This is a genomic window from Archangium violaceum Cb vi76, from assembly GCF_000733295.1.
Taxonomy (GTDB): domain Bacteria; phylum Myxococcota; class Myxococcia; order Myxococcales; family Myxococcaceae; genus Archangium; species Archangium violaceum.
Genome location: NZ_JPMI01000096.1, coordinates 36040 through 55705, shown reverse-complemented (window position 1 = coordinate 55705; position 19666 = coordinate 36040). Strand labels below are relative to the sequence as shown.

Sequence of the window (19666 nt, the reverse complement as noted above, 5' to 3'; positions counted from 1 at the left end):
GGGCGTGGCTCAGCGGCGTCAGCGAGTGCCGCTCTCCCCTGGAAGAACGCGGTAGTCCTCAGCTCTGCCCGAGCCAGCCCTCCCGGGCCAGGAAGGCCGACACGCGCGCGCGCACCTCGTCGCGAATCTGGCGCACCCGCTCCACCGGCTTGCCCTTGGGGTCCTCCAGCGGCCAGTCGTCGCGCTTCAGCCCGGGCACATGTGGGCAGGCCTCGCCGCAGCCCATGGTGATGAGCCACTGCGCATCCCGGGCCAGCTCGTCCGTGAGCCGCTGGGGCTTCGCTCCCGACAGGTCGATGCCCAGCTCGGCCATGGCGGCCTGGACCTCCGGGTGCACACGCTCGCCCGGCTGCGTGCCGGCGGACACGCCCCGGGCCTTCTCGGAATCGGCCAGTGCGTTGAAGAAGGCCGCCGCCATCTGCGAGCGGCCGGCGTTGTGGACACAGGCGAAGATGACCGTCTTCATGCACTCTCCTGGTTGGGGAACTGCTTCGGGTCGCCGAAGCGGCGGGGCAGCACCGTGGACGCCGCCTCCGGGAAGAGCCGGCGCCGCAACCACAGCGACAGATAGACGAGCGCGATGAGCGCGGGCACCTCGATGAGCGGCCCCACCACCCCCGCGAGCGCCTCACCCGAGGCCATGCCGAACACGCCCACCGCCACCGCGATGGCCAGCTCGAAGTTGTTGCCCGCCGCCGTGAAGGACAGCGAGGCCGTCTCCTCGTAGCTGAAGCCCAGCTTCCGCGAGAGGAAGAAGGACGAGGCGAACATGATGACGAAGTAGAGCAGCAGCGGGACGGAGATACGCACCACGTCCATCGGCAGGCGGGTGATCTTCTCCCCCTGCATCGCGAACATCAGCACGATGGTGTAGAGCAGCCCCAGCAGCGCGGTGGGCCCCAGGCGCGGAAGGAAACTCGTCTCGTACCACTCCTCGCCCTTGAGCCGGGTGAGCCCGATGCGGGTCAGCGCCCCCGCCACCAGCGGCACACCCAGGAAGATGAGCACACTCTTCGCGATGCTCCACATGGACACGTCGAAGGCGGAGCCCTCGGCCCCGAGCCAGCCAGGGACCACGGTGATGAAGAACCAGCCGAGCACCGAGTAGAAGAGAATCTGGAAGACGGAGTTGAGCGCCACCAGCACCGCCGCCAGCTCGTTGCTGCCGCAGGCGAGCATGTTCCACACCAGCACCATGGCGATGCAGCGCGCCAGGCCGATGAGGATGAGGCCCGTGCGGTAGTGCGGCAGGTCCGGCAGCAGCAGCCACGCCAGCGCGAACATCAGCACCGGCCCCACCACCCAGTTGAGCAGGAGCGAGACGCCGAAGAGCCTGCCACGCGAACGCAACCGGCCCAGCTCGCCGTAGCGCACCTTCGCCAGCACCGGGTACATCATCCACAGCAGCCCGAGCGCGATGGGCAGCGACACCGTGTCCAGCTTCACCGTGTCCAGCCTCGCGCCGAGGTCCGGGAAGGCCCTCCCCAGCCCGATGCCCAACGCCATGGCGGCGAAGATCCACACCGGCAGGAGCCGGTCGATGATGGAGAGTTTCCTGACGATGCTGTCGGAGGCCGCGGTGGTCATGGTGCGAAGGAGCTCCAGGAGAGAGGAACCAGCGAGGCTCGCCTCACCGGCATGAATCGGGGCCCCGCGCGGCCAGGAGGCGCTCGACGTCCTGCTTCAGCACCTCACGCCGGCCGAAGGCGGAGACCAGCGTCTTGAGCTGCTGCTTGCAGAACCCGTCCAACTGCGGAGCCAGCCGGTAGTAGACCCAGCTGCCCTCCCGGCGTGACTCGACGATGCCCGCCGAGCGCAGCACGCCAAGCTGCCGCGACGCGTTGGGCTGGGACAGACCCAGCGCCGACTCGAAGTGACAGACGCACAGCTCCCCATGGGACAGCAGCGCGACGATGCGCAGCCGCGTCTCGTCCCCGAGCGCCTTGAAGAAGCGGGAGGCCTGACGCACATCCAACGTGGAGATGGCCGCGGACATCACGACATAACAATATTCGAATGTCCTGCTGCCGCAACAAGCCCCGGGTGACATTCGCGTCACGGAGCCTGCCTGCTCACTCCCAGTCCAGGTGCAGCCTGCCGTCCGTGTAGATGCGGCCCGCGTCCTCCAGGCCCGTGGAGCCGTTCTCCAGCGTCTGGTGCACGTTCCTCGGAGGCGCCAGCAACGTGTCCCGGCCCTTGCTGAAGGACTGCTCCCGCACCAGCGCGAGGTACGCCTTGTCCAGCGCCAGGGCCCGCTCGCGCGAGGGGCTCACCAGGAAGGCCAGGTCCTTGTCCCCGCCCTTCGCCGACCGGCGCACCGTGGCCTCGTCCAACACCCCGCCCGGGAAGAAGCGCGTGAGGAGCTCCTCGTTGGCGCGGAACTCGTCGCCGCCCTTCACCCGCTGGAAGTACGTCAGCACCTCGGGATTCGAGTGGCCCCGCTGCGGCACGTCCTTCATCCCGCGCAGGTCCTGATACCTCCAGCCCTCCCGGCCCGGCACCTTGCGCACGAAGGCGAATGTCTGGTCCACCGTCACGCCCAGGTTGCCGTGGCAGCCCATGCAGTGGAGGTGCTCCTCCATCGTCTGCAGGCGCAGCCGGCCCTCGGCGTCCTCGATGAATCCCTGGAGCTGCCAGCCGAAGTCATTGAGCAGCCCCACGTCCGGCGTGCCCGCATACACCGGCAACAGGCCGCGCATCTTCTTGTCCTTCTCCTCCTCGTACACGTTCAGCGTGCGCCACGTGTCCGAGCCCTGCACCTTGCGCATGTAGCGCAGCTCCTTCATGCGCGTGGACAGCAGCGTGGGCTCGTCCGGGTCCACGTAGCGCACGGAATGGAGGAACTCGGTGCCGCCCGGGTACACGTTGGTGGCCACCGGTTCCTCCCCCGCCCCTCCTGCGTACGTCGCCGGCAGGCCGATCAGCTCCGTCACTCCCTCGGAGAGCTGCCCGTCCCGGTTCAGGTCCACCCCGGCCAGGCGCTCGTCCAGCGGCTCCACCGTGCGGCGCAGCTTCTCCGGCCGCGACTCGGTGGGCTCGGCCGTCATCGCCGCCTCGAGGATGGACAGGTTGATGCGGTACACGTCCCGCGACGGCCTGCCCGCCGCGTCCCGCTGGAAGGCCGGTGGCAGGCGGACGAAGACATCATCGGTGCTGCCGTTGGTGGGCCAGAAGGTGCCCAGGAAGGGCTTGTAGCGCAACGCCCGCCAGCCGCTGCCATCGCGGGCGAAGCCGTCCTCGTCGAAGCCCTTCGCGAAGTCCAGGTCCGGCGTGTAGCCGGGGTAACCCTCGAGCCCCTCCAGCGCCTCGCGCAGCGGCGTGTAGTTGTCCTCGCGGATGTACGCGAGCACCTCCTCGTCCGAGATGCCCGCCACCGCCGCCGAGCGGTCGGCGAAGAGGTTCGTCCAGTGGTTCGTCATCCCCACGTCCGAGAAGGCGTACTCGGACTGCAGGGCGGCATCGTCCATGCCGTTGAGGCCGACGCCACCCGTGTGACACGTCCAGCAGGGGTTCGCCACGCCGTCCGTCTTCGTGTAGCACATCGAGGGAATCGGAGCCTCCCGGTTCTCGATGCGCATCCCCGCCGCCCGCGCCTGGGCGAGCGGATCGTACGCCGGCCTCCGCCACACGAGCGCCACGGCCCCCAGCACCGCCAGAAGCGCGAGGGCGATGACGGCCCCTCGCGCGCCTCTCTTCACGAAAAGACGGACCATCCGAAGCGAGCTCCCCGCTGCGTGACTGCGTGAGACGGGACTACTTGGCCGGCCAGCTGCTGAAGGTGTCCTCGCCCGGGTGCTGGACGCTGAAGAACAGCGTCTTCATGTCCGAGCTGAACGCGGGGCCGGTGGCCTCGGCGTCACTGGGCGTCGCCACCACGCGGAAGGCCTTGCCGAACGTCGGAGCGACCACGCCGTCGACGCCCGCCTTGTGGGCCGGATCCAGGTCCAGGTAGTAGAGGGCGTCGGAAGCGCTGTTGCCGCTGGAGTTGTAGTTACCGTCCGTGCCGAACCACACGCCGCCGTCGCGATCGATGGCGATGTTGTCCGGGTTGGCGGCCACGTACGTCTGGTCCATGCCCGGCGTCACCTTCGAGCCCTTCCACACGCGCTCGAAGCTGAAGGTCTTCGAGGCACCCGGGTGGGCCGCGTCGGCCTCACGGATGGCGAAGATGGCGCCCGTGGTGTCCGTGCGCGCCTTGGCCTCGTCCACGCCCTTGTACGTGGTACGCGCGCGCGCCCCCCACGTGTTGGTGGCCTTGTCCAGCGCGGCGGTGAGGAGCGTGCCGTTCTGACGCAGCGCCGTCTGCTGGCCGTGCTGCGTGAAGGCCACGTAGAGCGTCGGCGTGCCGCTCGGGTCCTTCGGGTTCCAGTCGAGATCCTCGGGCCGGTTGAGCTCCATCACGCCCATCTTCATGGTGGCGGTGAAGAGCGCGCGCCGGACGTCGGCGTCCGTGGGGAAGCCGCCCATGCCGTTGTAGCTCACGTCGCGCAGCGCCTGGCCCACCGTCAGGTCCGGCAGGGTGAGCTCCTCCGCGTTGCCCGCGTACGGCATCGCCTGGCCCGCGTTGGGCGCCTTGTCCTCGTCGTTGTCCACCGACAGGCGGATCCACCTGCCCTCGCCGGGCGCGCCGCCCACGGTGTCGATGCCGCTCACGTTGTCCAGGTTGGCGAAGTGGGCCACGTACAGCGTGCCCTCATCCAGCAGCTGGCGGATCTCCGCGCGCGTCATGCCCGCGGTGTAGACGCCCTTGGAGACGAACTTGTAGATGCCACCGCTGCGCCGGTCATCGCCGCCGTAGACGACGACGGGCTCGCCGGGCAGGAGCTTCCAGTCCGGACCCACCACGAAGGCGGCGTTCTCCCAGTGCGCGCGGCCCATGCCGCCCAGCTTCCGGTGGCCCACGCCCGCCGTGGTCTTCCCGTAGTACTCGTCCGGGGCCACCTCGGGATCGATCTCCACCAGGTAGCCGTGCATGTCCCGCGCGTGACGCGCGTTCCTCGAGGCCGTGTCGTCGTTGGGCGTCGGGCTGAACTCGCCCGTCTTCACCGCGGTGTAGAGGGGCGACACGTTGGCGCCCGCCGCGAAGGGGTTGGTGGTCAGCGGGTCGGTCGTCCGGGGCCGGAAGTTCTGGCCGCTCCAGCCCGACTCCAGGTCACCGTAGTAGTCCTGGACGTTCTCCTCGGCGGTGAAGACGGTGCCCCACGGCGTCTGGCCGCCGGAGCAGTTGGCCTGGGTGCCCACGACCACGCCCTCGGGCAGCTCGGTGCCATCGTCCTTGTGATCCAGGCCGGACAGCGGCTGGCCCACCACCTTGAGCAGCGTGCCGCTCGTGCCGTCGAAGCGCTTCGCCGCCGCGCCCCGGTCCACCTGCCACTGGTGGGTGGCTTGGTCCTTCACCACGCGGAACCAGGAGCCGCCCACCTGGCGCTTGTACTGGTGCGTGTAGGACTGGAGGTCCGCGTCCGCCCACCTGGAGGCGTTCACGTCGTTGTTGAGCACGCCCACGTAGCGCAGGAAGCGCGCCAGGACGTGGTGCTGGCCCGACGCGCCGGTGCTCAGCGTGGGGCGGCTGTTGGAGACGTACTCGTGGTTCACCCACACCCAGCCCGCACCACCGCTGCCGTTGAACTGGGGCGCGCCCGCCTCCTGCCAGCCGTCACCGAAGTACGCGATGTAGTCCGCGTTGGCGCCGAAGCGCGGAGACGTCTGCGCGTTGTAGCCCTTGAAGGTGAGGGGCTCCAGCCAGCGCACCACCACGTTGGAGCTCAGCCCCGGCACGGTGCGCACGGTGTCCGTGGCGGCGGCCGTCAGCGGGAAGCCCTCCGTGGGCGTCCCCCGGGCCTGCAGCGCCACGCGGCGCTTCACCAGCTCCACCAGGTTCGCCGCGCCATCCGCCCCCATGAAGTTGACGGCCACCATGGACGACAGCGGCGTGGTGGGATCCAACGGCGAGCGGCCCTCGGGACCCGTGGGGCCCTGCGAGCCCGGCACGCCATCCGCCCCCGGAGTACCCGGAGCGCCGTCCGTCCCCGGAGTGCCCGGTGCACCATCCGCGCCCGGAGCGCCGTCGACGCCGTCCCTGCCGTTGGAGCCGTTGACGCCATCCTTGCCATCGGCGCCCGGCGAGCCCTGCACACCCTGGCAACCGGCCCCGGCCAGGGCACTCCCCAGCAGGAGCGCGCTCGTGGCGAGCCCCAGAAAACGAGAAGACATGAGTGAGACCTTCCTCGGAGTCGTGGAAACGCCCGCGGTTCGAGTACGGGCGCGCGCATCCTGCGAGCGCCGTATGGCGTTCCATTGAGAAGGTGGTCACATCTTCATCACGGCACGACCGGAATGCCCTCCAGGCCCTGGAAGCGCACGGTGCCGCCGCGCGCGATGCCTGTAGCCCTGGACCAACCGCCGGGAACCTCCAGCACGTAGCGTCCGGGCAGTCCCACCGAGCGCGAGGTGAGCGTGCGCGGCTGGGCGTTCTCGACGATGCCGACGATCTTCCCCGCCGAGTCGATGAAGAGCATGTCCAGCGGGATGAGCGTGTTGCGCATCCAGAAGCTCTGCACCTCTTCCTCCGGGAAGATGAAGAGCATGCCCTGGCCGGCGGGCAACTCCTGGCGCCACATCAGCCCGCGCGTGCGCGCTTCCGGCGTGGCGGCCACCTCCACGTCCACCCGGTGCACACCGCCCGAGCCGTCCTCGAGCAGCACCCGCGCCCTCGGCAACGTGGCCCCTCCGTATTCCTTCGCATCCACGTCCATCACCTTCCGGCCCCTACCCACTGGCGGGGATGGCTTGTCCCTGGCCTCGGGAGCCTCCCAGGCCATCAGCAGCAGCACGGCGCACAGCCCGCGCGGCCAGCGCCCACTCACCCCGGGTGGAGCTGCTTGTTGAGCAGCTTCTCCGTGAGCTGCGTGCCGAGGCTGTCCGCCATCAACCGCTCCACCACGCCCTCGAACTCGCCGCGCTGGCGGTCGTCGTTGTAGATGAAGCGGATGCCCATGCCGGGCTCCTCGACGTCGCCCTTGGACCAGACGACCTCGCCGAGCAGCTCGAAGGGGGCCTCGCGCTGGGGCACGGTGAGCTTGAAGAGGAAGCGCGTCCCGATGGGCAGCGGCTTCTTCGTCTTGATGAAGGTGCCACCCTTCGAGATGTTCTTCGTGTAGTCCGCGAAGAACGAGTTGAGCTTCTTGTAGTCCACCTTCAGCTCGATGGGCGCTCGAGTATGTTGGCGGATTTCGGCGCTTGTCTTCTGTTCGGCCATGCTGGGGGGAGTATAGGAGAAGGCCATGCGGCAAGTCCTCTTCCGTGCCAAAGAGCTCCTCCGGCGCCCCCCGGTGCTGGTGCTCGCCGGGGCCCTGGCGGCTGGCGGCTCGGCCCTCGTCTTCCTCCCCCTCTTCGGGGTGCCCGGCTTCGAGCTGGGCCTCACCCTCTCCATCGCCGTGGGCCTGCTCGGAGGCGGAGTGGGCATCGCCGCGGTGCACCAGGAGCGCCGCCTGCTCGCCGGACAGGCTCCCGGGCAGGCTCCAGAGGCCCCTCCTCCGGACAGCCCGGGCCGCATGGCCTGGAGGGCCCTGGCCCCCGCCCTCCTGCTGAACCTGGCCGTCCTGGTGCCCCCCTTCCTCGCGGCCACCCTGTACGCCCTGGTCGGCACCCGGTGCGACCCCTTCTCCCTGGTGGGCTTCTACCCCCTGCTCACCCTCCCCTCGGCGGTGCTGTCCGCCGTCGTGGGCGTCTTCTGCGGCTTCGCCACCCGCCGCTGGGGCCGCGCCATCCTCCTCTACCTGGGGTGCTTCCTCGTCTCGGCGGTGCCCACCGCCTGGCCACTCGTCTTCGGGCCCCAGGTCTACGCCTTCAACCACTTCCTCGGGCACATGCCGGGGCCCCTCTATGACGAGGCGCTCTCCATCTCCTCCGCCCTCCTCTGGTTCCGGCTGGAGACGCTGCTCATCGCCCTCGCCGTCCTCGCGCTCACCGTGCTGTGCCTGGACGTGCCCGAGGCCCGCCTGCGCCGCCCCCGCGTGCGCGCCGGAGCGCTCGTCCTGCTCGGCCTGGTGCTCGTCCCCCTCCTCCTCCTGGAGGCGCATGGCACGGACCTGGGCCTGCGGATGACGGACGAGGCCCTGCTGGCACGGCTCGGCGGGGTGCGCGACACGGAGCACTTCCAGCTCGTCTACCCCCGCGGCCTGCCCCGCGAGAAGGTGGAGCGGATGGCGAGGGACCTCGAGTTCCGCTACGCCCAGCTCGCGCGCTTCCTCGGCGCCGTCCCCGAGGGCCGCATCCGCGTGTGGCTGTACCGCACGGACGAGGAGAAGCAGGCCCTGGTGGGCGCCGGCCGCACCCAGTTCGCCAAGCCCTGGCTCCTGGAGCTGCACATCAACGGCCGCGAGTTCCCCCACTCCGTCCTCAAGCACGAGCTGGCGCACGTGATGGCGGCGCCGGCGGGCAGCGCGCCCTTCCGCGTCACCACCCGGCTGGGCGTGTGGCCCCTCATGGGCGTCATCGAGGGCCTGGCGGTGGGCGCGGACAACGCCGTCCAGGGAGACCTCACCCTGCACCAGTGGGCCGCGGGCATGCGCCGGCAGAAGCTGGCCCCGGACATCCGCAAGCTGGTGGGCCCCGAGGGCTTCTACCAGTCCGCCCCCGCCCGCGCGTACACGCTGGTGGGCTCCTTCCTGCGCTACCTCGCCGACACCTACGGCCCGGACAAGCTGCGCGCCCTCTACGCCCACGCCGACTTCCAGGCCGCCTACGGCCGCCCCCTGGACGCGCTCGCCACCGAGTGGGAGACCTTCCTGGACGCGCTGCCCCTGGACGAGGCCACGGTGAGCCGCGCCTTCCAGCGCTTCCGCACCGGCAGCCTCTTCTCCCGCGCCTGCGCCCGCGAGGTGGCCCTCCTCCAGGAGGAGGCCCGGGACTTCCTCGCCAGCGAGCCACAGCAGGCCCTCGAGCTCTACCAGCGCGCCGCCCGCCTCCAGCCCCAGGAGCCCGCCTTCCAGCTCGGCCAGGCCTCCGCGCTGGACAGGCTGGAGCGGCCGGACGAGGCCACCCGGGTACTGGCCACGCTCGCCGAGCAGGTGAAGGGCCAGCCCTCGTTGGAGGCGGACGTGGCCCTGTCCCAGGCGGACTCGGCGGCCCGGCGGGGGAACAAGGAGCAGGCACGCGCCTTCCTCGAGCGGGTGCTCGCGCTCGCCCCCAGCCCGGAGGTGACACGCACCGCCCAGGTGAAGCTCGCCGCGCTCGAGTCCGAGGCCCGCGCCGGCCCCATCCAGTCCTACTTCCAGGAGAAGCACGAGGAGCTGCGCCTGTTGCGGCTCGCCAGCGCCCTGGAGGGCACCCCGAAGGACCCCTACCTCAACTACCTGCTCGGCCGGCGCCTGCTCCAGGTGGACGCCCCCGCCGACGCCCTGCCCCACCTCTCCCGGGCCCTGGAGGGCGAGCTGCCCGACGCCCTGCGCCGCGAGGCCCTCCGACTCCGGGTGCAGGCGGCCTACCTGGCGGGGGACTGCGGCACCGTCCGCCACGAGGTGGGCGCCCTGCCCGACTACGGCCCCGCCTTCCGCGCCGTCACCTCCGAATGGGCCGAGCGGTGTGACTTCGAGGACCGCCACTTCGGGGGCCCCCTGGTGCCCCGCGACGCTTTCCGATAGACGCGCCAGCCACCCGGTTTGAATCCCCCGCCCCCGGCACGGGGAATGCATCTTCCCGTGCGCGGTTGCCCCTCACGGAGACTCCACCACCATGAACGTCCGTCCCTTGCTTGTCTGTGCCCTCCTGGTGCTCGCGGCCTGCGGCCCCCGCAACATCCCGGGCACGCAGATCGCCGACACCAACGACTCCCGCGCCATCCTCAAGGTGATGGAGCAATACCGCGCCGCCCTCGAGGCCCGCGATGCCAAGGCCCTCCAGGGACTCATCTCCAAGTCCTTCCGGGACAACGCTGGCACCGACGACCCGGCGGACGATCTCACCTACGAGAACATTCCCGAGGCGCTCCCCGCCCTCTTCTCGCGCATCGACCCGCCCCGCCTCACCATGGACGTCCGCAAGATGGACGTGAGGAGCAACGGCGTGGCCACCGTCATCTACTACTGGAACGCCACGTGGCGGGCGCCGGGGCTGCTGGACAAGCCCCAGCGCGACGCCGAGCTGGAGCAGATGGTCCTCCAGAAGGAGGACGGGCAGTGGCGCATCGTCGCCGGCTTCTGAGCCGGTAAGGCCCGGCCCGCGCGCTCAGACACCCACGAGCGCGCGCAGGCCCTCGGGCCCCATGTGCGCCAGCGCCCGGGACCGGGCCAGGTAGGTGCGGAAGTCCTTGGGTGACAATTTGTCAGGCGGCAGCCCGGACAGGTGGAAATCCCGGATGCGGCTGGCGGTGTAACGCACCGCTCCAAAGAGGGCGTGGCCGAAGAGGCTCTCGCGCTCCACCGGCACCAGCGAGCGCTCCACCTGGTAGCCGCGCAGCAGCGCCCGGCACAGCTCCGGCCGCCAGGCGCCGTTGTGGAAGCACCACGCGTTGAGGGTGATGGCCACGTCCAGCGCGTAGAAGTCCCGGCACGCCATCTCGAAGTCGAAGAAGGCGCTCACCCGGTCCCCCAGCCACTTCACGTTGTCCATGAAGAGGTCCGCGTGGATGATGCCGCGAGGCTCCAGGCCTCCACGCGCCGACTCGGCCCGGGCCAGGTAGCCCCGGAGCTCTCCGGCGATGGAGGACAGCTCCGCGTCCGGGTGGCGCGCGAGTTCTTCCAGCCAGCCGCCCACCACCTCCGGGCCGTAGGGGTTGGGGCGCGAGCCGCTGAAGGACAGGGTGACCCGGTGCAGCTTGCCCAGCTCCAGGCCCAGGGACTCCAGGTGCTCCGGGGTGAGCTGGGCGTGGGTGAGCTCCTCGCCCGCCAGCCACGCGAAGACACTCACCCGGCCGCCCTCCATCTCCAGGCAGGGGGCGCCCTCGCGCGTGAGGAGGAGCCGCGGCGCGGGGCAGTGGGACTCGTGGAGCAGCGCGAGCAGCTCCGCCTCGAAGCGCAGCACCTCCGCCGAGCGCACCGTGGTGTGCCGCACGAAGTAGCGGCCCGAGGCCGTCACCAGCCGGTAGTTGGAGTTGATGGAGCCCTGGGGGATGCCGGTGAACTCACGCACCGGGCCCAGCCCGTAGGCTTCCGCCAGCCGCTCGAAGGCCGCCGCGTCGATGTTGGTGTAGAGCGCCATGATGTCCTCCCCGCGGCACACGCGCCGCCCCGGATGGGTGCCCCGCGTTGACGCTTCGGGGTGCCGTGCCTATCTACGGCCGACCCCATCGTCTCATCCATAAACGTCTGAAACCATTCAAATTTCAGTTGGGAGGCACCCCCATGACCCCGGCGAATGGAAGCCACGACGGACAGCGGGACGGGCGGAGGCGGGAGAGCCTGCCGAGCGCGTTGCTCCAGCTGGGCGTGGTGGCGGTGCTGCTGGCGGGAGCGGTGACGTACGTGGTGCACCGGGGACAGGTGCGCCAGCAGGTGGACGCGCGGATGAAGGCGGCGCGGACGCAGGCCCAGCGAGACAACCCGGCGGACCTGCGCAAGGCGCTGACGGAGCTGGACGCCCTCTTCCAACTGGACGCGGACGCGAAGGATGCCCGGGCGCTGGCGGCGGACGTGAACATGAGGCTGTGGCTGGAGCACCGCCAGCCGGAGGCCGAGGCGAAGGCCCGCGAGCAACTGGCGCGCGCCGAGGCGTTGGACTCGCGCTCCGGCGAGCGCTACGGCACGCGGGCGATGGTGTTGCTGGCCGAGGGCAAGGCGGCGGAGGCGGAGAATTACCTGAAGGAGTTGAAGACGCAGGGCGCCAAGAGCCCCAAGCTGGCGCTGGCCGAGGCACAGGCGCTGCTGGCACGAGGGCGGTTGTCGGACGCGCGGCAGGCCTTCGCCCAGGCCAGTGAGGGGGCGTGGCGCGAGCCGCGCTACCCGGTGGCCCACGGAGAGGCGTTGCTGGACGAGGGCATGTACGGTCAGGCCGCCGAGGCGCTGAAGAAGGCCACGGCCGCCAACGCGGAGCACCTGCGCGCGCGGCTCTCGCTGGCGCTCGCCCGGCTGTACCAGGGCGTGGGGCGGGAGGAGGCGGCGAAGACGGTAACGGACGTGCTGGCGCGCGAGGCCGAGCTCACCCCGGCGTTGAAGGCCCGGGCCCTGACGGTGAGGGCCGCGCTGGCGCTGGCGGAAGGGAACACGGACGAGGCGCTGAAGGAGGCCGGGGAGGCACTCGCCGCGTCTCCGGACGAGCACCATGCGCTGTTCATCCGCGCGCGGGCGCTGGCGCTGAAGAAGGACGCGGGCGCGCGCCCGGCCTTCCAGGAGGCGGTGACGAAGCGGCGCACGGCCACCCTGCTCTACCTGGATGGCGCGAAGGCGCTGCAGCAGGCGGGGGATGGCGAGGGCGCCCTGGCGCTGCTGGACGGTTACGAGGCCGTCTTCCGCGACGTGCAGGTGCCCGCCCCCGAGGGGAAGACGGTGGGTGCCCTGGAGCGGGACGAGCGGTACTGGCTGGCGCGGGGACAGGTGATGGAGGCGCTGGCGCGCTCGGACGACGCGATGGCGGCGTACGACCGGGCCCTGGCGGTGAAGGGCGTGGGCATGGCGCGTGCGCAGTACGCCAAGGCCGTGCTGCTGATGGCACGCAAGGACTACGACGCCGCCCGGCCCCTGCTCACCGAGGTGGCCCCGGAGAACGGCATGGGCGCCATGCCCGAGGCCTATGAGGCCATGGGCGAGCTGCTCTTCGCCAAGGGCGAGTTCGCCAAGGGCTGCCAGCACTACTTCTTCGGGTTGAGCCGCGCCCAGTTGAACGGGACGCCCGTCGAGACGCTGAAGGCCAGGGCCACCGAGGTGGAGAAGCGCCTGGCCTCCGAGGGTCAGCCCGCAATGGCCAAGGCCTGGAAGACCGAGACGGACGCGCTGCTGCGGTAGGAGCGCGGGGACTGGCCGCGCAATCCCTCACCCCAACCCTCTCCCAGAAGGAGAGGGAGTGGAATTTCAGAAGAGCTCGGTGGGGCTCAGGGAGCGGTGCTTCGCCTGCACGATGCGCCACTCTCCGTCTTCCTGCTTCTCGAACGTGCCCTCGATCAGGTAGGCGCTCAGCACGCTCTCCTCCGCCAGCGTCTCGAGCTGATCCGTCTGCGAGCGGCCGAAGATGATCTTCATCTGCACGTCACCCTGGCTCGGGTTCACCTCGGTGACGTTCAAATCCTTCACGAAGATGCGGACCCAGTTGCCCCGGAGCACCTGGCCCAGCAGAACGCCCTTCACCTGACGCTTGTCCCACCCCTCGCCCGTCTGGAAGTTCTCGGCCACGCCCTCCATCAGCTCGGCCATGTCCTTGCGCTCGGCGGCGTCGGTCATCTGCACCACCTTGCGCGTGATGGCCTCCTTCACCCCGGGCTCTTCCCGGGGCCAGAAGAACAGCACCGCGCCCGCCGCCAGCAGCGCCAGCACCACCCCCAGCACCTGCCCTCTGGACAGGGTCATCATGCGCCGCCGCTCTCCGTCAGCAGCTCGTCCGCGTCGATGATCTCCGCGGGCCGCAGCGCCTCGCCGATCTGCTTCAGCCGGCGATCCGAGAGCTGCTCCAGGTACTTCTTGATGTGCGGATATGCCTTCACCAGCTCGTGGAAGGCCGCGCGCTCGAGGAAGAACGTCGCCGTCTTGCGCGCCGACACCACCGTGGCCGTCGCGCGCAGGCCCGTGAGCAGGGAAATCTCCCCCGCCACCTCACCCTCGCGCAGCACGCCCAGGCGCACCGTGCCACCGGCGGGATCTTCCTTCTGCACCACCAGCTCGCCCGCGAGCACCAGGAAGAGGCCCGGAGAGTGCTCACCCTCCACCAGCACCTTCTCGCCGGGCTGCAGGGCCCGGAAGGTGAAGCGCTGCAGGAGCGCGGCACGATCGGACTCGGGCATGGGCTGGAACAGTGGCGAGGTCGCCATCAGGTTCCGCTCCATGCGCTTCTGCGCGAAGGTGGCCAGCACCTGCGGCATCGACGGGAAGCTCTTGGCCACCGCGTTCAGGTGCTCACGGCGGATCTCGAACACCTCGATGTCCGACACCGCGGTGATGCTGGCCGTGGTCAGCGCGCCGGTGAGCAGCGACAGCTCTCCGAAGATGGAGCCGCCCCCGAGGAAGCCCAGCGTCCGATCCTCGCCCTCGGCCCGCCGCGTCACCTCGGCCTTGCCGGCCACGATGACGTGCAACCGGTCCGTGGCCTCGCCCTCGCGGCTCACCACCTCCTCGGGCTTGATGGAGCGGTAGCCCATGCGGCCCACCAGGTCGATGAACGCGTCACGCTCCAGGTCCGCGAAGAGCGGCAGGGGCGGCCGATCATTCGGATTGGCCGAGCCACCCGGATCCGGCGCGGCGAGCACCTCGATGGCCCGGTCGCTCAGCTCCTCGCCGGACAACGCCATCAGGTCGGTGTCCACCTTGCCGTCATAGAGCGTCTCCGGCGGCAGCGGCGGGGGCACCGAGGCGCGTCCGGTCACGTTGCGCGCCGCGCGCGCGTGCAACCGCACCAGCGTGTCCTTCAGCCGCCGCTCCTGGGGCGCCATTTCCAACCCCAGCTTGCACGCGGCCATCGCCGACAGCAGGTAGTCACGCCGCAGCAGCCCCTCGGCGCAGGCGTGGTAGACGGTGACGGCCCGCTCACGCTCTCCCAGTTCCGCCAGACAGCGCGCCGCCAGCATCCGCGAGCGGTGATCCGCCGGGAGCCGGCGCACTGCCTCCGCGAACACCGCGAGGGCCCGCTCGAACTGGCGGTCCTCCAGCAGGTCCAGACCCAGTTCCCGCAATGATGACTCGTTCATCCCTCTTCTCCGCGAACCATGGGTGCCGACCCTACCCCATCCCTACTGCTCGAGTGCCAGGAGTTGTGACTCCGCCTTCGTCTTCAGCTCGGAGCCCTCGGCCGCGAGCTGGAAGACGACCCGGAACCTCTCCGCCGCCTCCTCGGGCTCCCGGTCCTTGATGAGGTAGGCCTGCCTGTACAGATCGTTCAGCTTGCCCTGGATGGACGCCAGGCCCGCCTGGGCCTTCTCGTCCTCCGGGCTCAGGCGCAGGGCGTCGTTGAAGAAGCGGGTGGCGTTGACCAGGTCTCCGCGTGACAGGGCGGCCTTGCCCGCGACCACGGCCGAGGCCGCGAGCTGGCTGTTGAGCGTGTCGCCCACGGGCCCTCCCTTGAAGCCGATCTGCCGGTACAGCTCGGCCGCCGAGCGCAGCGGGCGGGCCGCGGACTCCAGGGCGTTGGACTGCACCTTGCGCTGGGCGTCCTGGTAGACGCGCGCGAACTGGGGCAGGAGCTTCTTGAGCAGCTTCGCCCGGTCGCGGATTTCCTTGTCATCCGAGTGGGCGTCGATGACCCGGTCGCACTCGAGCGCCGCGCGCGAGTAATCCCCCGCGTTGAAGCGCTGCTCCACCGGGGAGAAGGCGGCGGTGATGAACGCCTCGCGCTGCTCCTTGGCCCTGCGGGCCGCGGCGGCCCGGGCGGCGCGATCCTGGGAGGCCGCGTCCCGGTCCTCCTGCTCGATCTCCGCCTCCAGCTCCGCCAGCCTGCTCAGGTAGAGCGGCTGGCGCTCGAGGGGAAGATGCCGGATGAGCCCGCGGGCCCCTTCCACGTCCCGGGCATCCAGCGCCATCTCCACCTGCTTCACCCACCAGGAGACCTCCGCCGAGGCCAGCTCGGCGTCGAGCTTCTCCCGCATCTCCTCCGTCTTCACGGTGCCGTGCGGCGTCTTGGAGAGCAGCTCGCGCGCCTCCTCGAACTTGTTCTCGCCGGCCAGCTGGCGCACCTGCTCGAAGGCCTGCACGATGGCCAGCTCCGCGCGCGCCGTCTGCAGGAAGCCGTCCGTGGGCAGCCCCGGGAAGAGGGCCTCGGCCTCCTCGGCCAGCTTCACCGCCTGCGCGTAGTCGCCGTTGCGGAAGGCTGTGCGCGCCTCCTGCATCTGCGTGCGGGCCAGCTCCTCCTTGGGGTTGGGCGGCGGAGGGGGCGGCGGGCCCCGCTTGATGAAGAGCACGCCACCCCCGATGAGGGCGATCAGCAGCACCAGCGCGGCGGCCGCCAGGAGCCCCAGGTTGGTGCTGCGCGGGGGCGGGTTGCGGCGCGGGATGTCCCGGATGTCGCGTATCTGCGTCCCCTTGTCCCGCTCGGGGTCGGGATTCGCGCCGCCCTCGGGGGTGGCACCGGCGTCAGCGGCGGCGCCCGAAGCCGCGGCCTCGGCGGCCTTCCTGGCGGCCTCTTCCTCTTCCTTCGCCAGGCGCTCGGCCTCTTCCTTCTCCTTGCGCTCGGCCTCCTCGGCGGCGAGGCGCATCTGCCGGATGGCCTCCTGCTCGTCGACGAGGCGGATCTTCGTGCGGCCGATGGAGATGACGTCCTGGTGCTTGAGCTTGCACTCGTCCACCCGCGTGTCGTTCACCCGGGTGCCGTTGCCGCTGACCAGGTCGCGCAGCATCACGCCGCTCTCGCCGCCGTACACCAACTCCACGTGGCGGCGCGACACGGACTGGTCCAGGAGCATGAGGTCGCAGTCCTGTCCCCGTCCGATGACCATGCGGACGCTCCGGAAGCGCTTCTTCCGGCCCTGGTCCGGTCCCTCGAGGATCTCCAGCGTCAGGGGCGGACCGGCGCGAGTGGAGTCCGGGTTGTCGTCATCCTCCACGCCGGGCGTCGGGGTGCCCTCGTCGTCGTAGCCCTGATCGCCCGTGTCATCGTCGGATGGATACGCCTCGTCCTCGGCGGCGCCGTACTCCTCTTCTCGGGGAGCATTGCGGCGCACCGCGCTGGCGGACTTGATACGGGTGCTGTCCTCAGCCGGCATCGGCTGTGCGGAGGGGGGCCTGGAGGAGGGACGGCGGTTGGACGGGGCCATTCGGCCCGGCATCTTAGAGCGCCAGCCCCAGCACGCCCAACCCCGCTTGAACACAAGGCCTTTTCGGGCGGAGGCGGGCCGCATCCCGCCGACTGGAGGCCCTCACTCGTAGTCGACTACGAGTGAGGGGCCAAAAATGTAGGCACATGTAAGCACACTCGTGGTCGACTACGAGTGACACCCGTTGCGAAGCATTTCCGGTCGCCCGCCGCCCCGTGAGCCTCACCTCCGCGCCTCGGGGCAGGTGCCAGCACGGGCCGTTAGTAGACGATGCAGTCGAACTTCTCGATGACGGCCCGGAACTCCTCCGGGGTGCTCTCGAAATGCTTTGCCTCGACCGTAGCGGACAAGGTCAAGGCTCTCGTGGGGGCTGGTTGCTCGTGCAGGTGCTCGATGACGATACGGCCAAATCGGCCCGGCCAATGGACGTTACCCAGTTCGGGGGCTCGCCTGATGGGGTCCAGGATGGTGAAGCAGGGCCACTTGGGAAAGCGAAGGGTGGCAGGGTCAGAGCCCATGATGCGACAGCCATCGAGACGGGCCTCGGTGAAGTCGCAGTCCTCGATGGACCCGTGTTGATACCACGGCAGGCTCATGTATTCAGGCCAGTGCCCGAAGTCGCATCCCGTCAAACGACCCTTGAAGCGGCAGCCCTTCAGGCACGCAGCCACCCAGCCCTGGAAGTTCTTCAATTCCTGCTTCACCTCGACCATGCAGTCGATGATACGGGGCTGCTTGAGGCTCAGACGCCGGGCAGACACCTTGAGCACCAGGGTGCAATTCTTCAACGTCAGGTTGGGACCAAGGATGTAGTTCGCCTTGTCGTCCGTCAGTTCCAGCCGCTCGTTTTCGATTTCCCGGTCCTTGAAGACGATGTTGCCGAGCCGGTCCATCGCCGCCCCTTTCAGAAGGTGAGCATCCGGAAGAGTTCGCCCGCCATGCGCCGTCCATGCCGCGCCAGGTTCGACTCCGTCCCGGAGAGAATCTCGTACCGGGTGCTCGTCGCCGGGTCAAACACGTCCACGCCCTTGCTCAAGCTGAAGTCGTAGAGGTGCTCGAACTGCTCTTTCACCTTTTTCTGCACGTAGCGCCCCCGGGCCTCGCGTTCCAGCAACCGCGCTAGCCAGTATTCTCCTCGCTCCAAGGCCTCCTTGATGGCCTTGTCCTCCTTGAATGAGAGCCTGTGAGGCCCCCACTCGCTTGCGGCCCGGGTGACAGCCTCCTGGAGCATGTCGCCCACCCTGTCCTCGACAGGAATGTCCGCCACCGACCTGCCTCGGGGAATGTGCCAGCGCGGGCCGTCGCTGAGTTGCACCTGGCGGTTGCCGCCCCGGTGCCGGATGACGGTGGCGGCGGAGCGGCCTCCCGGGGCCGTTTCCACGCCATGCCCCGGCCCCTTCTTGAGCATCACCACGGCCATGGGGCCTTGCGGCGAGGTGGCCACCATCTCCGCCGCCGCCACCGCCCGGGCCAGCGCTCCCTCCGAGGCGATTGCCGCCTCCGTGCCTTCCAGCCGGCCCATGACGGCCGCCCCGCCTTGCGCGTTGAACCGCGCCCCCGCGAAGTGGAAGCCCGGCAGTGACTTCACCCGCGCCATCACCTGGCCCAGCGTGTGTCCGCTCAGGCTGGCCACCGCCAGAATCATCGCCCTCGCCGCGTCCTCGCCCAGCACCTTGCCGAACTGCGCACCGGCCGCGCGCAACTCCTCGAAGGTGGTGGCGTGGTGCGCCGCGTCCGCCATGCGTGCCCAGCCGTCCATCAGCCCATACACCGTGCCCAGGCCCAGGTAGCCGATGAGCAGCAGGGTCATGCCAGCGGCCAGGGCCTTGGTGGTGGGCTCGGGCACCAGCCACATGGCGCAGTAGAGGGCCACCGTCCAGACGACCATGGAGACGAGCGCCCGTGTGGCCAGCAACTCGCGGCCCAGCGCTCCCTTCGTCTCCTCCAGCACGTGGCCAAAGGCGATGGACAGGGCCAGGACGCGCCGGTCCTCGGCGCTCAGGTATGGCCCGTCATCCAGCAGGGCCCGGCAGTCACCTCCCCCCTCGGGCGCACACCATGCCAGGTAGTAGTCCCTCACGGCTGCTTCGGCCTCGGGAGTGAGGAAGACGGGGCCCGTCTGGCGCTCGGGTATCCAGGTGAGGCCCTGGCCCGCGTACGCCTCCAGCCTCCAGTCACCCGAGGCTTCCACCCAGCCCGCCTCGGCGGGCGGTCCCCCAGTAGCGAGCAACGCGTGCGCCGCCTGCCGGGGTGTCTTCGCCCCCAGCCGCACCTCCCGGGCGAGCCGATGGAAGGCCCGCTGGAACTCGGCCGGGGGGATGCGCACCGGCCGGATGGCAACGGCACCGGGTTCCAGGAAGTCCACCTCGTACACCACGGCCGACTCCAGGCCTGGCTCCGCCGTGGCCGCAACCCGCGCATGGGCAGCCGGCGGGGGCGTGGGCCGAGGAGAGCGGTAGCCCACCAGCATGCTGCTTCGTGGCGTGCCCGTGGCACAAGCGAACTGGAACAGGACGATGAGCGCCCAGGCGCCAGAACAGCGGCCCAGGCCCACGCCCTTGGAGCGAGCGCTAGCAAGATGGGTGGACAGGGCGGACCTCCGGAAGCGACGCGGCCCGAGCACCGCCGCGTCGGAAGTACACGGAAACGCGGGCACCTCGGTCAAGCCACCAGGTTGGCCGATGCAGGCAGGACACCAAGAATAGGCCGGGAGCCGCGAACGGCCCCGGGTGCTGGTCATGAAGCAGGACGGTCACGCCCCTACCGCCTGGAGGAATGCCG

At 70.1% G+C, this 19666-nt stretch carries 16 protein-coding genes; 3 read left to right on the top strand and 13 right to left on the bottom strand.

Annotated elements, in window-relative coordinates; translation table 11 throughout:
* Positions 1-58: 58 nt before the first annotated feature.
* From Q664_RS15205 to Q664_RS15175, 7 genes are all read right to left on the bottom strand, one after another.
* On the bottom strand, positions 59-466 hold the full coding sequence (locus Q664_RS15205) for an arsenate-mycothiol transferase ArsC (RefSeq protein ID WP_043395087.1): 408 nt from the start codon (positions 464-466) through the stop codon (positions 59-61).
* Positions 463-1587 carry an ACR3 family arsenite efflux transporter gene (gene arsB / locus Q664_RS15200; RefSeq protein ID WP_052518134.1) on the bottom strand — a complete coding sequence of 375 codons (1125 nt, stop codon included), beginning with the start codon at positions 1585-1587 and terminating at the stop codon, positions 463-465. Before arsB ends, Q664_RS15205 begins: the two co-directional genes overlap by 4 nt.
* A gap of 43 nt (positions 1588-1630) precedes the next feature.
* Complete coding sequence (locus Q664_RS15195; RefSeq protein WP_043395085.1) at positions 1631-1996, bottom strand: ArsR/SmtB family transcription factor; 366 nt, start codon at positions 1994-1996, stop codon at positions 1631-1633.
* 76 nt (positions 1997-2072) lie between these two features.
* On the bottom strand, positions 2073-3713 hold the full coding sequence (locus tag Q664_RS15190; RefSeq protein WP_043395083.1) for a hypothetical protein: 1641 nt from the start codon (positions 3711-3713) through the stop codon (positions 2073-2075).
* Between the two features lie 40 nt (positions 3714-3753).
* The gene (locus Q664_RS15185) at positions 3754-6213 is read right to left on the bottom strand and encodes an alkaline phosphatase PhoX (protein WP_043395204.1); all 2460 of its coding nucleotides are present in this window, start codon (positions 6211-6213) and stop codon (positions 3754-3756) included.
* A gap of 107 nt (positions 6214-6320) precedes the next feature.
* Positions 6321-6866: a DUF192 domain-containing protein gene (locus tag Q664_RS15180; protein WP_235216707.1), complete on the bottom strand. Its 546-nt coding sequence runs from the start codon at positions 6864-6866 to the stop codon at positions 6321-6323.
* Entirely contained in the window at positions 6863-7285 is a 423-nt protein-coding gene (locus Q664_RS15175) for a TIGR02266 family protein (protein WP_369865014.1), read from the bottom strand. The genes Q664_RS15180 and Q664_RS15175 overlap by 4 nt, the downstream gene beginning before the upstream one ends.
* On the opposite strand from Q664_RS15175, the gene Q664_RS15170 reads away from it, so the two are divergent.
* Together Q664_RS15170 and Q664_RS15165 are read left to right on the top strand one after the other, a co-directional pair.
* Positions 7284-9644, top strand: coding sequence for a tetratricopeptide repeat protein (locus tag Q664_RS15170; RefSeq protein ID WP_043395081.1), 2361 nt, complete (start codon positions 7284-7286; stop codon positions 9642-9644). The genes Q664_RS15175 and Q664_RS15170 overlap by 2 nt on opposite strands.
* A gap of 91 nt (positions 9645-9735) precedes the next feature.
* On the top strand, positions 9736-10203 hold the full coding sequence (locus tag Q664_RS15165; protein ID WP_043395079.1) for a YybH family protein: 468 nt from the start codon (positions 9736-9738) through the stop codon (positions 10201-10203).
* A 24-nt stretch (positions 10204-10227) separates the two neighbouring features.
* On the opposite strand, the gene Q664_RS15160 is transcribed toward Q664_RS15165, so the two are convergent.
* Positions 10228-11199 (bottom strand): homoserine kinase, encoded by a 972-nt coding sequence (locus tag Q664_RS15160; protein WP_043395068.1) that lies wholly within the window; start codon positions 11197-11199, stop codon positions 10228-10230.
* A 143-nt stretch (positions 11200-11342) separates the two neighbouring features.
* Here Q664_RS15160 and Q664_RS15155 point away from each other — a divergent pair, with 143 nt between their 5' ends.
* Positions 11343-12938: a tetratricopeptide repeat protein gene (locus tag Q664_RS15155; RefSeq protein ID WP_043395064.1), complete on the top strand. Its 1596-nt coding sequence runs from the start codon at positions 11343-11345 to the stop codon at positions 12936-12938.
* Positions 12939-13004: 66 nt separating this feature from the next.
* Here Q664_RS15155 and Q664_RS15150 read toward each other — a convergent pair whose 3' ends face one another.
* The 5 genes from Q664_RS15150 to sitA5 form a co-directional block, all read right to left on the bottom strand.
* Positions 13005-13499 (bottom strand): hypothetical protein, encoded by a 495-nt coding sequence (locus tag Q664_RS15150; protein WP_043395062.1) that lies wholly within the window; start codon positions 13497-13499, stop codon positions 13005-13007.
* Positions 13496-14827, bottom strand: coding sequence for a cyclic nucleotide-binding domain-containing protein (locus Q664_RS15145; RefSeq protein WP_043395060.1), 1332 nt, complete (start codon positions 14825-14827; stop codon positions 13496-13498). The genes Q664_RS15150 and Q664_RS15145 overlap by 4 nt, the downstream gene beginning before the upstream one ends.
* 42 nt (positions 14828-14869) lie before the next feature.
* Complete coding sequence (locus tag Q664_RS15140) at positions 14870-16834, bottom strand: FHA domain-containing protein (RefSeq protein WP_160174413.1); 1965 nt, start codon at positions 16832-16834, stop codon at positions 14870-14872.
* A gap of 311 nt (positions 16835-17145) precedes the next feature.
* Positions 17146-17778, bottom strand: coding sequence for a hypothetical protein (locus Q664_RS52135; RefSeq protein ID WP_052518132.1), 633 nt, complete (start codon positions 17776-17778; stop codon positions 17146-17148).
* An 11-nt stretch (positions 17779-17789) separates the two neighbouring features.
* On the bottom strand, positions 17790-19475 hold the full coding sequence (sitA5, locus tag Q664_RS52130; protein WP_075207440.1) for a SitA5 family polymorphic toxin: 1686 nt from the start codon (positions 19473-19475) through the stop codon (positions 17790-17792).
* Between the last annotated feature and the right edge of the window lie 191 nt (positions 19476-19666).

Coding starts and splice junctions, on each gene's coding strand:
- Q664_RS15205 (WP_043395087.1), bottom strand. CDS start 466: ATGAAGACGGTCATCTTCGCCTGTGTCCACAACGCCGGCCGCTCGCAG.
- arsB (WP_052518134.1), bottom strand. CDS start 1,587: ATGACCACCGCGGCCTCCGACAGCATCGTCAGGAAACTCTCCATCATC.
- Q664_RS15195 (WP_043395085.1), bottom strand. CDS start 1,996: ATGTCCGCGGCCATCTCCACGTTGGATGTGCGTCAGGCCTCCCGCTTC.
- Q664_RS15190 (WP_043395083.1), bottom strand. CDS start 3,713: ATGGTCCGTCTTTTCGTGAAGAGAGGCGCGCGAGGGGCCGTCATCGCC.
- Q664_RS15185 (WP_043395204.1), bottom strand. CDS start 6,213: ATGTCTTCTCGTTTTCTGGGGCTCGCCACGAGCGCGCTCCTGCTGGGG.
- Q664_RS15170 (WP_043395081.1), top strand. CDS start 7,284: ATGCGGCAAGTCCTCTTCCGTGCCAAAGAGCTCCTCCGGCGCCCCCCG.
- Q664_RS15175 (WP_369865014.1), bottom strand. CDS start 7,285: ATGGCCTTCTCCTATACTCCCCCCAGCATGGCCGAACAGAAGACAAGC.
- Q664_RS15165 (WP_043395079.1), top strand. CDS start 9,736: ATGAACGTCCGTCCCTTGCTTGTCTGTGCCCTCCTGGTGCTCGCGGCC.
- Q664_RS15160 (WP_043395068.1), bottom strand. CDS start 11,199: ATGGCGCTCTACACCAACATCGACGCGGCGGCCTTCGAGCGGCTGGCG.
- Q664_RS15155 (WP_043395064.1), top strand. CDS start 11,343: ATGACCCCGGCGAATGGAAGCCACGACGGACAGCGGGACGGGCGGAGG.
- Q664_RS15150 (WP_043395062.1), bottom strand. CDS start 13,499: ATGATGACCCTGTCCAGAGGGCAGGTGCTGGGGGTGGTGCTGGCGCTG.
- Q664_RS15145 (WP_043395060.1), bottom strand. CDS start 14,827: ATGAACGAGTCATCATTGCGGGAACTGGGTCTGGACCTGCTGGAGGAC.
- Q664_RS15140 (WP_160174413.1), bottom strand. CDS start 16,834: ATGCCGGCTGAGGACAGCACCCGTATCAAGTCCGCCAGCGCGGTGCGC.
- Q664_RS52135 (WP_052518132.1), bottom strand. CDS start 17,778: ATGGACCGGCTCGGCAACATCGTCTTCAAGGACCGGGAAATCGAAAAC.